The organism is uncultured Tateyamaria sp., from assembly GCF_947503705.1.
In the GTDB taxonomy this organism is placed as follows: domain Bacteria; phylum Pseudomonadota; class Alphaproteobacteria; order Rhodobacterales; family Rhodobacteraceae; genus Tateyamaria.
In genome coordinates, this window is sequence record NZ_CANNES010000007.1 from 85,274 (window position 1) to 101,620 (window position 16,347).

A 16,347-nucleotide genomic window follows, 5' to 3' on the forward strand; every position below is an offset into this window, starting at 1 on the left:
TTTGTATCGTTCAATCGTTCTCATGGGCATTCAAATCTCCAAGTGTAAAAAGGCGGCAACTATGAGTGGATGCAGTGCGCTGAACCTAGGCATGCACACCTGAAACGATAGTTTAGGGATATCCTGACCTGTACTTTGAGGGGGCGACAGGGTTGCATTTCGCGCCCGCGCGGCGCAATAATTTAACGACCGTTCATTTAAGCCGGGAGGGGACGATGGACTTTGCGTTGACCGAAGAGCAGATCGCAATTTTCGATATGGCTCATAGTTTTGGCCAGACCGAGATCGCACCCTTTGCTCGCGATTGGGAAGCCGCTGGCACTATCCCGAAAGAGCTGTGGCCCAAGGTTGGCGAGTTGGGTTTTGCCTCGCTTTATGTATCTGAGGATGCGGGTGGTGCAGGCCTGTCGCGGCTGGACGCCACGCTGGTGTTCGAGGCGCTGTCGATGGCCTGCCCCTCTGTTGCGGCGTTCCTATCGATTCACAATATGTGCGCCAAGATGCTCTACAGCTTTGCCTCAGACGACCTGAAGGCGCGGATCATGCCTGATGTTCTGAGTATGAACACCGTGCTCAGCTATTGCCTGACCGAACCCGGCTCAGGCTCTGACGCGGCGGCCTTACGCACCCGGGCGGACCGCGCGAACGAAGGATACACCCTGAACGGGACCAAGGCATTTATCTCGGGCGGTGGATATTCAGATGCTTATGTCTGCATGGTCCGCACCGGGGCGGATGGCCCCAAAGGTGTCTCCACCGTCTATGTCGAGGACGGCACCGACGGGCTGTCCTTTGGCGGATTGGAGGATAAAATGGGCTGGCGCAGCCAACCCACGGCTCAAGTTCAGTTTGACAATTGCAACATTCCGAGCGGAAATCTTGTGGGCGAAGAGGGTCAGGGTTTCACATATGCGATGAAAGGCCTTGATGGCGGCCGTTTGAACATCGCTGCCTGTTCGCTGGGTGCGGCCCAGACCGCCATCAACGCGACGCTGGCCTATATGGGCGAGCGCAAGGCCTTTGGCCAACCGATCGACCAGTTCCAGGGGCTGCAATGGCGGCTGGCCGATATGGAGATCGAATTGCAAGCCGCCCGCACCTTCCTGCGCCAGGCCGCGTGGAAGCTGGACAACGGCGCACCGGATGCGACGAAGTTCTGCGCCATGGCCAAGAAATTCGTGACCGAGGCCGGGTCACGCGTCGTCGACCAATGCCTGCAACTGCACGGCGGGTATGGGTATCTGGCGGATTACGGCATCGAAAAGCTGGTGCGCGATTTGCGCGTTCACCAGATCCTTGAGGGTACAAACGAAATCATGCGGGTGATCGTGGCCCGAGATATGCTAAAGAACCGATGACCGACATTTCCATCCGCATCACCGGGCGCGCGGGCCGGATCACCTTGCAACGGCCTCAGGCGCTGAACGCGATGACCTACGAGATGTGCCTGGCGATTGAGGCGGCTTTGGACGCGTGGCGCTCAGATCCTGCCGTGACGCTTGTTGTACTGGACGCCGCGGGGGATCGCGCCTTTTGTTCAGGCGGCGATATTGCCGAGTTGTATGCAACGGGAACGAAAGGCAATTACGCCTATGGCCAAAAGTTCTGGGCCGACGAATACCGTCTGAACCACAAGATTTTTCACTATCCCAAACCGGTTGTCAGCTTCCTACAAGGTTTCACCATGGGGGGTGGCGTCGGCATCGGTTGCCACGGCTCGCACCGGGTGGTCGGCGACAGCAGCCAGATCGCGATGCCGGAATGCGGCATTGGTCTGGTGCCGGATGTAGGAGGTACGTTGATGCTGGCCCTCGCCCCCGGACGGTTGGGCGAATATCTGGGCACCACGGCGGCGCGAATGAATGCAAGCGACGCGATTTTCGCGGGTTTTGCCGACCATTATATCCCCGAAGCAACCTGGCCTGCGCTGATCGCACAGCTTGAAGCAACGGGCGATCCCGGCGTGGTTGAACGTGCGGCCACCGCCCCTGCCCCTGCCCCTGGCCCGCTTGAGGCCGCAATGCCCGACATCGACCGGCATTTTCATGGCGCAGGCTTGGGCGACATCCTGACCACATTGCGCGCTGAGAACAGCGATTTTGCACGTGACACGCTAAAAAAGATGGGACGCAACAGCCCGTTGTCCATGGCCTGCGCCATCGAGACGCTACACAGATTGCGGGGCCCGTCCATCAACCTGGAAAAAGCGCTGGACCTTGAATACCGCTTTACCGCCCGCGCGATGGAGCATGGTGATTTCCTCGAAGGCATCCGTGCTGCTATCATCGATAAGGATCGAGCACCGCATTGGCAATTTTCAGATGCTGTTGTGCCCGCCGCGGCAGTCAGCAAGATGTTGATGCCATTGGGGAAAATGGCGCTGAGATTAGGAGAGACGGGGATGAAGATCGGATTTATCGGGCTGGGGAACATGGGCGCGCCAATGGCCACCAACCTGGCCAAAGCGGGACATAGCGTGACCGGTTATGACGTCGCTGGCACCACCGCTGAGGGCGTGACTATGGCCCCCGATGCCGTCACCGCTGCCGCCGGTCAGGATGTGGTGATCACGATGCTACCCAATGGCGCAATCTTGCGTGCTGTCGCGGCCGAAGTGATCCCCGCCATGGGTACCGGCGCAACTCTGATCGACTGTTCCACCGTGGACGTGGACAGCGCCCGTGCCGTGGCAACCGACGCTAAAGCAGCCGGATTGCTGAGCGTCGATGCCCCCGTCTCTGGCGGGATTGGGGGGGCGGCTGCGGGCACGCTGACCTTCATGGCGGGTGGCTCCGACGCGGCATTTGCAGCAGCGAAGCCCCTTTTTGACATTATGGGACAAAAGGCCGTGCATTGTGGCGAGGCGGGCGCAGGCCAAGCGGCTAAGATCTGCAACAACATGATCCTGGGCGCGACAATGATTGCCACTTGCGAAGCCTTTGCTTTGGCTGACAAATTGGGCCTCGACAGGCAAAAGATGTTCGACGTGGCCAGCACCTCATCTGGCTATAGCTGGTCGATGAATGCTTACTGCCCGGCTCCGGGCGTCGGCCCCGACAGCCCCGCCGACAATGGCTATGCGCCGGGTTTTGCGGCCGAGCTGATGCTCAAGGATCTCGGGCTCAGCCAACAGGCCGCAGAAGCCGTGGATGCGGACACGCCGATGGGCGCACGTGCGCTCGAACTCTATCGTCAGTTTGTCGAAGACGAAGACGGAAAAGGCAAGGATTTCAGTGCTATGCTGCCACGGTTCAGCCGACGTGGGCGCAGCTAAGCCGCCTATTTCCCTTGGGTGATCAGGATCAAGACGACGAACATCGAAGGCACCACGAAGAGCATCGGCACGATGAATGCGGCATAGCCCCACGTCAGAATCGCCAGAAACCACAGCGTGAATATGGTGAACAGAAAGTAGTAGATGTTGTCCTTGTCGCCATACATCACCTCGCGCAGCATGCGGCCCAGGACGGGTATCCGCAAAACGATCCGCTCAAACAGCGAGGGGTAAGTGGTGATCGACATGGTGCTCTCCGCATTGGCTTGAGCACATGTAATATGGTCGCGCCCCATTGGGATGCGACATACTGTACAAAAACGCTCGGATTTCAGGATGTGCCTTATTCGGCGGCCACCTTACGCGCACTCAACATGGATTTCAGGTAGTGCCCCGTGTGGCTTGCGGCCACTTCGGCAACCTGTTCAGGCGTACCCGTCGCCACAACCTGCCCCCCGCCATCGCCACCTTCAGGGCCAATGTCTATGATGTGGTCCGCGGTCTTTACCACGTCCAGATTGTGTTCGATCACGATGACCGAATTGCCCTGATCCACTAGTTCATGCAGCACTTCCAATAGCTTACGTACATCTTCAAAGTGCAAACCAGTGGTCGGCTCATCCAAGATATAGAGCGTGCGACCCGTCGAACGCTTTGAAAGCTCCTTTGACAGTTTGACGCGCTGCGCCTCACCGCCAGATAGGGTTGTCGCCTGCTGGCCCACCTTGATATAGCCGAGGCCCACCCGCATCAGGGCGTCCATCTTTTCGCGAATGCTCGGCACCGCCTGAAAAAAGGTTTGCGCGTCCTCGACTGTCATATCCAGCACATCGGCGATGCTTTTGCCCTTGAACTTAATCTCAAGCGTCTCGCGGTTGTACCGGGCCCCTTTGCAGGTCTCGCACTCGACATAGACATCCGGCAAAAAGTGCATCTCGATCTTGATCACGCCATCGCCCTGGCAGGCCTCACAGCGCCCGCCCTTGACGTTAAAGCTGAAGCGGCCCGGCTTGTAACCCCTTGCTTTTGCTTCGGGCAGACCGGCGAACCAATCACGAATGGGCGTGAACGCACCTGTATATGTCGCGGGGTTCGACCGTGGCGTGCGCCCGATGGGGCGTTGGTCAATGTCGATGACCTTGTCGAGGTGCTCAAGCCCCTTGATCGTCTCGCAGGGGGCGGGCGTTTGCCGGGCACCGTTCAGGCGCATTGAGGCTGTTTTGAACAGCGTCTCGATCGTCAGAGTGGACTTGCCCCCACCTGACACACCCGTGACACAGACAAACTTGCCCAGCGGAAAATCAACCGTCACGTTTTGCAGGTTGTTTCCCGTTGCCTTGACGACTTTGATCGCCTTTTTCTTGCCCTTGCGCCGGGTGGACGGCACTGCAATCTCTCGTGCACCGGTCAGGTATTGCCCGGTCAGCGAGGCGGGATCATTGGCCACATGATCCGGCGTGCCATGGCTGACCACTTGACCGCCATGCACCCCGGCACCCGGGCCGATGTCAAAGACGTAGTCCGCCTCGCGGATCGCTTCCTCATCATGTTCGACCACGATGACGGTGTTCCCCTGATCGCGCAGGTTCTTCAGGGTGCCAAGCAGGCGATCGTTGTCGCGCTGGTGCAGTCCGATAGAGGGCTCGTCGAGCACATAGAGAACGCCGGTCAGGCCTGAGCCGATCTGGCTGGCCAGACGGATGCGCTGGCTCTCGCCTCCACTTAATGTTCCACTTGAACGTGACAGCGTAAGGTATTCCAAACCAACATTATTTAGAAACCCCAGACGTTCGCGAATCTCCTTAAGAATGGCGCGTGCGATTTCGTTCTTTTGCACCGAAAGATGCTCTGGCACGGTGTTGCACCAGTCAAACGCTTCGCGGATCGACATCTCAACGACCTGGCCTGCATGGAGGCCAGCGATCTTGACCGCCAGAGCCTCCGGACGAAGACGATAGCCCCCGCAAGAGCCACAGGGGCGGTTGTTCTGGTACCGCTCAAACTCTTCGCGAATCCAGTTCGAATCTGTCTCGCGATAGCGGCGTTCCATGTTGGGGATCACGCCCTCAAACACACGCGTGACCTGATACACGCGCCCGCCTTCATCATAGCGAAACGGGATTTCCTCATCACCAGAACCGCGCAAGAACACCTCCTTGACCTTTTCCGGCAGGTCCTTCCATTTGGTGTTCTTGTCAAATTCGTAATGCTTGGCGATGGCCTCGATAGTTTGCAGGAAATAAGGTGATTTTCCCTTGCGCCATGGGGCCAGTGCGCCATCGTAAATCTTGAGGTTCTGGTCAGGCACGACGAGGCGCTCGTCGAAAAACAGCTCTTGCCCCAACCCGTCACAGGTCGGGCAAGCCCCGAACGGCGCATTGAAGGAAAACAGACGTGGCTCGATCTCAGGAATGGTGAAGCCACTGACGGGACAGGCGAATTTTTCGGAGAACGTGAAGCGTTCCGGGTCTTCTCCTTCGGGCGCTGCGGTTTCCAGCACGGCAATTCCGTCGGCCAGGTCCAGTGCGGTACGAAGGCTGTCGGCCAACCGCGTTTCCAACCCCTCACGGACCACGATCCGGTCAACCACTACGTCAATGTCATGGCGAAATTTCTTGTCCAGCGTCGGCGCATCGTCCAACTCGTAAAAGGCGCCATCGACCTTGACCCGTTGAAAGCCCTGTTTGCGCAACTCGATGAATTCCTTGCGATATTCACCTTTGCGGTCGCGGATAATCGGCGCCAGCAGATAGGCGCGCGTACCTTCCTCCATCGTCATGATCCGGTCGACCATGTCCTGCACCTGTTGCGCCTCAATGGGCTTTCCGGTCGCGGGCGAATACGGCGTGCCAGCGCGCGCATATAGCAGGCGCATATAGTCATAAATCTCTGTCACTGTGCCGACGGTAGAGCGAGGGTTCTTCGACGTTGTCTTTTGTTCAATCGAGATGGCGGGTGACAGGCCAGAGATGTGGTCCACATCCGGCTTTTGCATCATGTCCAGGAATTGGCGGGCATAGGCACTGAGCGATTCGACATACCGACGCTGCCCTTCGGCATAGATCGTGTCGAAGGCCAGCGACGACTTGCCCGACCCTGAAAGCCCCGTGATCACAACCAGTTGGTCGCGCGGGATATCCACATCAATGGATTTCAGGTTATGCTCGCGCGCGCCGCGCACCTCGATATTCTTAAGCTCGGCCATGTGGCAGTCCCCAACCGTTAACGTTTCTTACATAGGCCAGTGCGCCAGAACAGCCAATGAAAAAGAGAGAACATGTCGTGAACATGCCTTTTCCTGCCATGCGGTGTCAGGAGGCCCTGCGCGCGGCCATCCATGCATGTACGCCAAAGCCGCAGGCAAAAACGGCAATCGCTGTCCAGACCAAACCCGGATAGCCCGCAATGCCCAGCACGGCAAGCAAGACAGGCGTGCCCAGCGTGTTGCCCAAATTGCCGGTTTGCGCGACCGCGCCATAGGCCTGCGCCTGATGTGTCGCGGTGTGGTTCAGTTGCGGCACAGCCGCAAAGCTCGCCCCTTGCACCAGCCCCAAAGCCCCGGCCAGCGCAATACAGGCCACCGGATCGCCGGGCTTGATCATCAACCAGATCAGCGCTGCGATACACAAGGCAAAGCCCCCCTGCACCACCCAAACCGCCGACATATAGCGCAAGGCAAAGACGCCTAGCGTCATGGAGGTCACAATCGACATGAGCGGCATGGCCCCCAGCACCCAGGCCCGCCAGTCAGGCGCGATATAGGGCGGCAAAACCGTCAGAATTGCCAGGAAGCAGAAGGTATAGAACAGCCACCCCGCCCCCGGCGCTGCGATCCGCGGCGAACGGTAGATGGCGATGTGGTCGTTCCAAATCCCGCGGAGCGACAATTGACCCGGCACCTCTTCGGCCAGCGGGTATAGCCAGGCGCCCAGGATAATCGCGAAAACCGCCATCCAGATCGCATGTGCGATGAACAGCGCCGGTATGCCGTAGGCGTCAACCAAAGGCAGACCCAAGGCCACCAGCAGCGTAAAGGCCACGCCAAAGAAGGTGCCCCAAAGCGTCAGGGTAAAGCCGCGATGCCGCTCAGCGCTGAGCTGGGCAATCAGGGTAGGTGTGGCGACAACAATGGCCAGATGCGACATTCCCTCGATCACGCGGGTCAGCAGCATCCAGGGCAACGGTGGTAACAGGGCCTGCACCAGCGACACCCCCGCCCCAATCCACAGCGCCCAGAGCAATGCACGGCGATAGCGGATGCGTGCGACCACCAAACCAGCCACGACACCGAAAAGGATGCCGACCAGCCCGACCAGTGACACGATGAACCCCAGGGCCGTGCCCGCATCCGGATAAACCGCCGAAAGCCGGTCAAAAATGACCGAGACCTTGCCATATTGCCCGGCGGCGCCCAGCCCTGCACCCCAAAGGCACAGGATCAGTGGAAAGGAAGTGCGAGTGACCATGCGGTTGCTTCCCACGGGCCGCGCGCCTGTGCAAGGGTGGTTAGCCTGCGCCGTTGCGCACCACCATGCGCGTCAATTGTCCTTGCTCTTGATAGATCAGCACCCAGACATAGATGCTGCCGTATTGAGCAATGGTATTCATGACAAAGGGAAAGCCGCCGGAGGCACGGCAAAGGGTGCCAAGGCGGGCCCGCATCTCTTTGTTGCCAAAGACAGGGTCAGGCCTGTCGCCGCTGTGGCCCAGATTGAAACGGTGCACATTGGCGCGGTCTTGTTGCAGGATGGCGCAAGTGTTGCCCAAGGGTGCGCCGCTGGAATTGACCAGATCAACATCAGCGATCAAGGCGTAATATTCGACAAAGAGGTTTTCCGCCGCCGCAGGTGCCTGCCACATCCACAAACCGCAAATTGCGGCGGCCCACGTTCTCAAAAATGCCTTCATCGAACCCTCCAAAACAAAAAAGATGGACGCAGCGTAGCGTCCATCTTGTGTTCAGAGCAGTGAAAAGAGCCGTTCTTTACATATGGATCACGCGGTCATAGGCGTCGAGCACGCTTTCATGCATCATTTCCGACAAGGTCGGGTGCGGGAACACCGCATGCATCAGGTCTTCTTCGGTCGTCTCAAGCGCTTGGCCGACAACATAGCCTTGGATCAGCTCGGTCACTTCGGCTCCGATCATGTGCGCGCCGAGCAACTCACCAGTCTTGGCGTCGAAGACGGTTTTGATCATCCCCTCAGGCTCGCCCAGGGCAATCGCCTTGCCGTTGCCGATGAAGGGGAATTTCCCGACTTTAACGGTGTGCCCGGCTTCTTTCGCCTTGGCCTCTGTCAGGCCAACGCTTGCGACCTGTGGATGGCAATAGGTACAGCCCGCAATCGAGTTCGGCTTGATCGGGTGCACGTCGTTTTTGCCCGCGATCAGTTCGGCAACCATGACGCCCTCGTGGCTGGCCTTGTGGGCAAGCCAGGGTGCACCCGCAATGTCGCCGATCGCATAAAGACCATCAACGCCGGTGCGGCAGTACTCGTCCGTCACCACATGTGTTCGGTCGATTTTGACACCCAGTTTTTCGAGGCCGAGGTTCTCTGTATTGCCGACGATGCCCACGGCGGAAATGACGGTGTCAAATTCCTGCTTTTCGACTTTGCCGCCCACTTCGATATGCGCGGTCACTTTGCCCTTGGCACGATCAAGCTGTTTGACCATCGCCTTTTGCATGATCTTCATGCCTTGCTTTTCAAAAGCCTTCTTGGCAAAGGCACTGATTTCGGCGTCTTCAACCGGCAGCACGCGGTCCATGACCTCGACGACCGTCGTGTCAGCGCCCAACGTATTGTAAAAACTTGCAAACTCGATGCCGATCGCGCCGGAGCCAATGACCAGCAGTTTCTTGGGCATACGCTTGGGCGTCAGCGCCGCGCGGTAGGTCCAGACCAGATCACCATCGGCCTCAAGTCCGGGCAATTCGCGGGCACGTGCGCCGGTGGCAAGGATGATGGACTTGGCCGTCAATTCCTCGGTGCCCTTGTCGGTTTTGACCGACACTTTGCCTTTGGCGGGGATCGTCCCCTCGCCCATCACTACGGTGATCTTGTTCTTTTTCATCAGGTGGCCGATGCCGCCCGACAATTGCCCCGCCACCGCGCGGGACCGCTTCACAACAGCGTCCAGGTCATAGTCGATCCCATCCGCCTTGAGGCCGAACTCCTTAGCACGGTGCATCAGGTGAAACACTTCGGAGGAGCGCAGCATCGCCTTGGTCGGGATACAGCCCCAGTTGAGGCAGATGCCGCCGAGGTTCTCGCGCTCGACCACCGCCACGCTCAGGCCCAACTGTGCCGCGCGGATCGCGGCCACATAGCCACCGGGGCCGGACCCAATCACCACTACATCAAAAGATTTCGCTGCCATTTCAGAGCCCTCGCGGATTGCTGTATCAAAACTAGTTTACCGTTAAACTATTTTGAACAAGTTCTCAACGATAGGCTGGCGCGACAAATCGACTAACGGCCAAGGCCGCGGCTTCTTGCTGCCTAAAAGGTTGAAATCAGGCGGCTTTGGCAGCCGTCTCAAGGCTGCGTACGACGCTGCCATAGCCACCGGCATCCAGATGCGCCTGTTCGGCCTGTGTGGTCTTGCGCCCTAGGGTCGCGTTGCGGTGCGGAAAGCGGCCAAATTGGCGTATCACTTCGCGGTGCGCACGGGCATGCAGTAGCGATTGTTGATTATACAGACGCTCGTGTATCAGACGCACGGCGCGCTCTTGATCGCACAAGTTCTCGGAATGCTCCAGTGGCAGGTAAAGGAAGCTGCGCAGGTTTTCGTCAAGCCGTTTGTCCCATCCCTTGGCAATCGCGGATTTGGCCGCGGCAAGTGCCGCGCGGTCCGTCGCAAAAGCGCGCGGATCATCACGGAACATGTTGCGCGGAAACTGGTCGGTCAGGATCACATAAGCCATGACACCGTTCGGATAGGTCAGCCATAGGGCAAACTTGCCCTCGCTCGCCTGGGTCCAAGCATCAAGGAAACGGTCCCGTATGGCCTGGTCAAAGTCCGGGTCAGAGGTGAACCACTGCTCCGGCGTGCACTCATCAAAACAAAAACTCAGTATCTCGTCCGGACCAACCATGGTGTTTTCTCCTGCTCCCATGCGGCGTTACGTAATCGTTACAGCCGTTTTGTGAACACGCACAATCACGAAATGCGACAGGTGCGACATATTACGCGGTGCGTGTGTCCGGATCTTCTTCCTGATCGGCTTCAATTGCGTATTCCTGCGCATATTCCATGGACAAAGGCGTGGTAGACGCCTGCGACATGACCACGTAGGCCCCGGTTTCATCGACTGGCACCGACCGGCGCTGTGTTGCGCGGTAGCCTGCATAACCGACCAGCAGCACAAAAAGAGCCGCCGTGAACATGTAGAAACCGGACGGGCCCACATTCTCCATCAAGGCGCCGACAACGAGCGGGCCAAACACTGCGCCCAGTCCGTTGATGAACACCAGCCCACCGGAGGCAGCGGCCATGTCATCATGTTCCAGAAAATCGTTCGTGTGTGCGATCAGCAGCGAATAAAGAGGGTTCGACATCCCCCCCACGATAAAGGCAGACCCCAGCAGCATCGTGAAATTGGCCCCGAAAAGCATTCCCATGACAGAGCCGATGGCTCCGATGGCCGACACGATAATGATCAACACGCGGCGGTCCATCCGGTCCGATATCCAACCGATCGGGTATTGCAGCAGGACCGCCCCGACAAAGAACGTCGCCACAAATGTCGAAATTTGCGCAATGCTCAACCCCGCCTGCGCCCCATAGACCGACGCCATGCCAAATTGCGCGGAAAAGACACCGCCGAGGATCAACATGCCAAAGCAGCCCAACGGCGAGAACCCCGCCAATTGGCGCAAGGTCATCGGTTTCGTCGTCTCAAAGGCTGGCGTCGGACTAATCGACAGCAAGATCGGCGTGATCGCAATCGACACCAGCACAGATGGAATGACAAAAAGGACAAAACCCGATGGATCGGCAGTCAAAAGCAGTGCCTGGCTCATCACGATGCCCAGCGTCTGGACGATCATGTATAGCGACAGCGCCTTGCCCCGGTTCGAATTGTCCGCCGCTTCGTTCAGCCAGCTTTCCGCCGTCACATAAACGGCCGAAAAACAAAATCCGATCAACACGCGCCCCGCCGACCAGACCCAAGGGTCGGCAAAGGTCGGATAGAGGATCATCACAGCCGAGATGAGCGACGCCAGCGCCGCAAAGACCCGCACATGCCCCACCCGCCGGATCATCCCCGGTGCCATGCGACTGCCCCCCAGGAACCCCGCGAAATAAGCCGACATGACAATGGACATCTCGAAGGTCGAAAACCCCTCGATTTCGCCGCGAATGCCAAGCAACGTGCCCTGCATCCCGTTGCCCACCATCAAAAGACACATCCCCAAAAGCAGCGCCCATGCGCTTGTCAGTACCTGAACCATGATATGTGCCTTTTGTCGGGTGTGTGATTGCGGGTTGCCACAGGACCGTCAACAGGGTCGCAAGCAGTTGCGACGCGCTATGTCGGTTTTGCGGATTTCTGCGACGGCAGCAAAAGCGACGCGTCGCCGTAAGAGAAAAAGCGGTATTCCTGTTCCACCGCATGGGCGTAGATGCGCCGCACCCGATTTTGTCCCATCAGCGCCGACACCAGCATCATCAGCGTGGATTTCGGCAGATGGAAATTGGTCATCAGCCCGTCCGTCACCTGAAAATCAAAGCCAGGATAGATAAAAATATCCGTATCCCCTTCCCAAGGGGCGATGCCACCATCCCTGGCCATGGTCTCGATCAGCCGCAAGGCTGTCGTGCCCACCGGAATGACCCGTGCACCGCGCGCCCTGGCATCCGCGATATCTTGCGCGGCCTTTGCGCTGACCTGTCCCCATTCGGCGTGCATCTTGTGGGTGGTCACATCATCCACCTTGACCGGCAGGAACGTCCCCGCCCCCACATGCAACGTCACATGAGTGAACTGCACACCACGCGCCGCGAGGGCTTCCAAAAGAGCCTTGTCAAAATGCAAGGATGCGGTGGGCGCGGCCACGGCTCCGCTGTTCTTGGCCCAAACGGTTTGGTAATCTGTCTTATCGCGCGCATCGGCGGGCCGTTTCGCCGCAATGTAGGGTGGCAAGGGCATCGCCCCTGCCTCGGCCAAGGCCGCATCAAAATCGTCTCCGCTCAGGTTGAAGTGCAGATGGCCCTGCCCGTCTTCGACCCCTTGCAGCGTCGCGCTGAGCCTGTCCGAAAACACGACGACTTCACCGGGTTTGAGCTTTTTCAACGGTTTGATCAGGGCGGACCAGGTGCCATCCGCGCGCGGTTCAAGCAAGGTCGCCTCTATTTTGGCCCGGGTTGGCCCTTGGCCGCTGTCGCGCGTCCGGTGGCCAAAGAGCCGCGCAGGGATCACGCGCGTGTCGTTAAGAACCAAAAGGTCGCCGGGCTGCAGCCACTCGGTCAGGTCCGTGACCACATGGTCATGGATTGCATCGCCCTGCGCCACCAACAGGCGCGCAGAAGACCGGGGGCTGGCAGGCCGTGTCGCAATGAGCCGTTCGGGCAGGTCAAAATCAAAGTCGGTCAGTTTCATGCCGTGCCCATAGCGATCGCGTCAGCGTTCATCAATCCGTTGTTGGCGTTCCTCCGACCTTTGTTCGGTACCGATTTCTGGCGTCGGCGCAGGGGCAAAGGCCTCTGGTGCGATAGGCGCAGTCGCGTCACCCTCCACGTCGGGCAGTTCGGGGGCCGGGGCGCGGAAAATCTCGCGAAAAAAGCTGGGGGTCAGGGCAGACAAGGGGTTCACGCTCACCCTTGGATCCGAGGCCGCGCCGCGCAGCCGGTAGTTGAAGCCGATCAGCCCCTCGCCCTTGCGGGTAAAGATACTGCCTATCCCGTTCAGCAGATAGATCGGAGAGATCACGCCGCGCATATCCAGAACCGAACGGGTCACATCATAGGTCCCATCCATCGACAGCCCCATGGACGGGCCGACCGCGCTGGCCTGAGTCAGCGTCATGGTGGACGGTGTCAGGCGAAAGCTGGCCTCGACTTCGCGGAAATGAATACCGCTGCCGCCCATCTGTTCGAGAAGCCCGACAATGCTGAGGGCATTGAGCAGCGCAGCGATGGCGGGCGCGTCTTGAATCCGCGTTTCAGTAATGTTGAGCGTGCCGTCAAAAGACGCCGATCCAACGGGCAACAAGGTCAGTGACAAGGACCCGCCCCGCGCCTGTTTCAACAACCCGGCAGAGGCCGCTACGCCGCCTGCATCATCCGAGGTGATGCGAATGGCGCTGCGTCCGTTTTGGGGAAGCACCTGACCGCGCACTGGCGTGCCGCCATTGACCCGCGCAGTGAACGCGCCATCAAGGCCGCGCGCCATGTTGAAATCTCCCTTGAGGTCGGTCAGCGTGATGCTGTCGGTGATGACCAACCTGTCCAATGCCAGGTCCAAAGGGCCGCCGCCCTGCCCGTCGCCGCCCTGGCTGGACGTGCCGCCAAAATCCGCCTCGCGCAGATCAAGCGTGCCTGCCCGCACCACCACTTGCGGCGGCGCGCCTGCACCGCGCCCGACAAGGTCGACCGGCCCGTTCATCCAACCGCCCACACGCACATTGTCGAAACGTGCCCGCTCCAGCCCGCCGTCCTCGCGCAGCGCGACCGAGCCCGTCGCCTGCAATCCGGGCGCATCCAGCACGAGGCGGTCCACGCGTGGTGCATCGCCCAACACACCCTCAACCGTCAGCACGCCGGGCACGCCCGCCCCTTTGCGCCAACCCAATGGGGCGGCTACCAACGTCAAACCACGCAGATTTGTGTTAAGCGCGAACCGCGGCGGTGCGCCGCCCACAGGCAACTCGATCTGAATATCACCATTGCCTTGTCCGGTGACCATGCCTGCGGGCAAGCCGATATTGAATGCGTCAATCGTCCGCTCCGACAGCTCAAGCGCGCCTGTGACACGGCCCCCTTGTGGTGTTTCGCCGATCGGTTGCGACCACGTCGCGTCGAATGGAACCCCATCCAGCGTGCCAGGGCCACCCACCTGCACACCCTCATTGTCAGCCGTCACGTCCAGGCGGCTCGCTGCCAACCTGCGGCCTTCAAGCAGCGTCGTGCTGACCACATCTCGCGCGATGCCTGTGGCATTGAACTCCAGGTCCCGCGTTTTGACTCCGGTCTTGAGCGGGATCGCCAGATTGCCCGCCATTGCAAGACGGCCATCAGCCAGTGCGGGGTCGAGACCGGCCTTGTCCATCACGCTGAGCGGCGGCAGATCAAGCAGTGACAGCGCAGCCGTCACTGTGCCCGTCGCCTCGATGCGCACAACCGAAGGTGCCCCGTCGCGCACGGACACGTCCGGAATGATGAACGAAGACCCGCCGACTTCGACAATCCCACCCTGAGGTGCGATGACTTGCCCATCATCGACCGTCACCACAAAACGGTTGTCGAGCAAGCTGGCCGAGCCCCGTGCGCCGGTGATCGGCGGCAGGCTGGGCACATAGCGCACATGCGCGTCCTCGTAGGAAAAGCTGACATAGGCGCTGGTTCTGGTGTCAGGCGTATCGCGCAGCACCACGTCCAGGCCACGCAATTGCCCGCCCAGCAGGTTTTTACTCAGCCAGTCCCGCGTCTGGGGCACAAAACGCGCGGGCCACAGCGCAAGAAGGCGATCCGGCAACAGGCCGTCCATTTGAGCGTCAAACCCGTAACTCCACCCATTGGGCCCAGCACTGAGCGTTCCCTGAGCCAAAAGCGATTGCCCCTGGTCACGAAACAGCGCCTGCCCGACATCCAGCCGAAAGGGGTCAAGCGTCAGCCGAAAATCCATTTCGGCCGCGTTGATGGCAATAGGTGCTTCGTAAAAGTCATCGGGATTGGCTGTCAGCGTACTGCTGCGAAACTGGCCGATCAGATCTTGCAATTGGCCCGTCTCTGTCACGCCGAGAAACGCCTGTCCGTCGATCTGACCGGTGATCCAGGCACTGTCGACAGACAGCTCGTCAAAGGTCAGCACCGCGTCATCCGGGTCATAGCTGAAATAGCTGCGGGCCGCGTTGAAAGGCACGGGCCGTGTCGCGTCGTTGGGCTGGATCACGCCTGCGCCAATGGTCAGCGTGGCATTGAGCGGCTCGAGTGTTCCGGCAGCATTGACCCCACCGCGCATCGCGCCCGAGATCGGGGCGCGCAGCACGTCAAGCCAGGCAAAGGGCGGGGCGAGTGCTGCTATGTCGCCCGCGGCCACATCTTGCACGATTACCCCGAACTCGGCCTCTGCTGCGCCGATCTGGCTGTTGTAATTGGCCTCAAGCGTGGCGACGCCCTGCCCCCCGCTCAGCAGCGCCAGATCAGAGGTCAGTCGTAGCGCGTCGCCGTCGCGGTTCATGCGAATGCGTGCGCCGTCCACCGTCCAGGCCCGGGCCGATCGCACATCCTCGATCTGAAGCGTCAGGGCTTGTACGCTGGCTTGTTTGAGTTCCGACAACGCCGGCAAGGACAGCACCGTATCGATACGTTCGATCAACTGGGCAAAACTTGCGGCCTGTTGCGTGGGCGCGGTCAGGTCCAGCCCGCCTGACAACACGACCGAGCCATCACCAAGGCGGCGCAACTTGGCCACCACGCCGGTCACTGCGATATCTGCTGGCTGCGCCTGTCCCCGCAATAGCGCGTCCAAGGACAGGCCCGCGCGCACCTCGGCGAAACTGGCGATCTCGGCCCCGGTTCCCGTGACAAGGCGCACGTTGCTCATGCGCATGCGGGGTTTGATGCCATCGGTGACAATGAAATCGAGGCTGTCAAAGCGCAGTTGGGCCGCCCCCAGCGCCTGGGCCGCACGCGCCTCTATCCGGTCGCGCAGCCATTCGGGCGCGGCAATCGGACGACCAATCGCGAGATAGGCCACAAGCACCATCGTACCCACGAGCGTCATAGACACCAACAGGCTGCCCCACCCGAGGCGACGCCACAGGGATTTGCGCCGGGGTTTTGGCGACGAAGTTATGGGATCTGCGCTGCTCATGGCTTTATTCTTGTTCCTTCAGCCCTATCA

At 59.8% G+C, this 16,347-nt stretch carries 11 protein-coding genes and 1 pseudogene; 3 read left to right on the forward strand and 9 right to left on the reverse strand.

Going from position 1 to position 16,347, the window contains the following annotated elements; translation table 11 throughout:
* The first annotated feature begins 215 nt into the window (after nt 1–215).
* From Q1A44_RS15565 to mmsB, 3 genes and pseudogenes are all read left to right on the forward strand, one after another.
* A complete protein-coding gene (locus Q1A44_RS15565) occupies nt 216–1,358 on the forward strand; it encodes an acyl-CoA dehydrogenase family protein (RefSeq protein WP_299627130.1) in 1,143 nt (380 codons plus the stop codon).
* Nucleotides 1,355–2,338 (forward strand): annotated as a pseudogene (locus Q1A44_RS21900) (enoyl-CoA hydratase/isomerase family protein); the annotation flags it as partial. The gene Q1A44_RS15565 and the pseudogene Q1A44_RS21900, both read left to right, overlap by 4 nt.
* A gap of 63 nt (nt 2,339–2,401) precedes the next feature.
* Nucleotides 2,402–3,274 (forward strand): 3-hydroxyisobutyrate dehydrogenase, encoded by an 873-nt coding sequence (gene mmsB, locus Q1A44_RS21905; RefSeq protein WP_366942610.1) that lies wholly within the window; start codon nt 2,402–2,404, stop codon nt 3,272–3,274.
* 5 nt (nt 3,275–3,279) lie between these two features.
* Here the strand turns inward: mmsB and Q1A44_RS15575 are convergent, their stop codons facing one another.
* The 9 genes from Q1A44_RS15575 to Q1A44_RS15615 form a co-directional block, all read right to left on the reverse strand.
* Nucleotides 3,280–3,522, reverse strand: coding sequence for a hypothetical protein (locus Q1A44_RS15575; protein ID WP_299627134.1), 243 nt, complete (start codon nt 3,520–3,522; stop codon nt 3,280–3,282).
* Nucleotides 3,523–3,617: 95 nt separating this feature from the next.
* Nucleotides 3,618–6,479, reverse strand: coding sequence for an excinuclease ABC subunit UvrA (gene uvrA / locus Q1A44_RS15580; protein ID WP_299627136.1), 2,862 nt, complete (start codon nt 6,477–6,479; stop codon nt 3,618–3,620).
* Nucleotides 6,480–6,585: 106 nt separating this feature from the next.
* The gene (locus Q1A44_RS15585; protein ID WP_299627137.1) at nt 6,586–7,740 is read right to left on the reverse strand and encodes an MFS transporter; all 1,155 of its coding nucleotides are present in this window, start codon (nt 7,738–7,740) and stop codon (nt 6,586–6,588) included.
* Nucleotides 7,741–7,780: 40 nt separating this feature from the next.
* Nucleotides 7,781–8,134 carry a hypothetical protein gene (locus tag Q1A44_RS15590; RefSeq protein ID WP_299627139.1) on the reverse strand — a complete coding sequence of 118 codons (354 nt, stop codon included), beginning with the start codon at nt 8,132–8,134 and terminating at the stop codon, nt 7,781–7,783.
* Between the two features lie 124 nt (nt 8,135–8,258).
* Complete coding sequence (gene lpdA / locus Q1A44_RS15595; protein WP_299627141.1) at nt 8,259–9,656, reverse strand: dihydrolipoyl dehydrogenase; 1,398 nt, start codon at nt 9,654–9,656, stop codon at nt 8,259–8,261.
* A 136-nt stretch (nt 9,657–9,792) separates the two neighbouring features.
* Entirely contained in the window at nt 9,793–10,374 is a 582-nt protein-coding gene (locus Q1A44_RS15600; protein ID WP_299627370.1) for a DUF924 family protein, read from the reverse strand.
* A 91-nt stretch (nt 10,375–10,465) separates the two neighbouring features.
* On the reverse strand, nt 10,466–11,734 hold the full coding sequence (locus tag Q1A44_RS15605; protein ID WP_299627143.1) for an MFS transporter: 1,269 nt from the start codon (nt 11,732–11,734) through the stop codon (nt 10,466–10,468).
* Between the two features lie 77 nt (nt 11,735–11,811).
* Nucleotides 11,812–12,882: a tRNA preQ1(34) S-adenosylmethionine ribosyltransferase-isomerase QueA gene (gene queA, locus Q1A44_RS15610; protein WP_299627145.1), complete on the reverse strand. Its 1,071-nt coding sequence runs from the start codon at nt 12,880–12,882 to the stop codon at nt 11,812–11,814.
* Nucleotides 12,883–12,903: 21 nt separating this feature from the next.
* A complete protein-coding gene (locus tag Q1A44_RS15615; RefSeq protein ID WP_299627147.1) occupies nt 12,904–16,317 on the reverse strand; it encodes a DUF3971 domain-containing protein in 3,414 nt (1,137 codons plus the stop codon).
* Nucleotides 16,318–16,347: the final 30 nt, after the last annotated feature.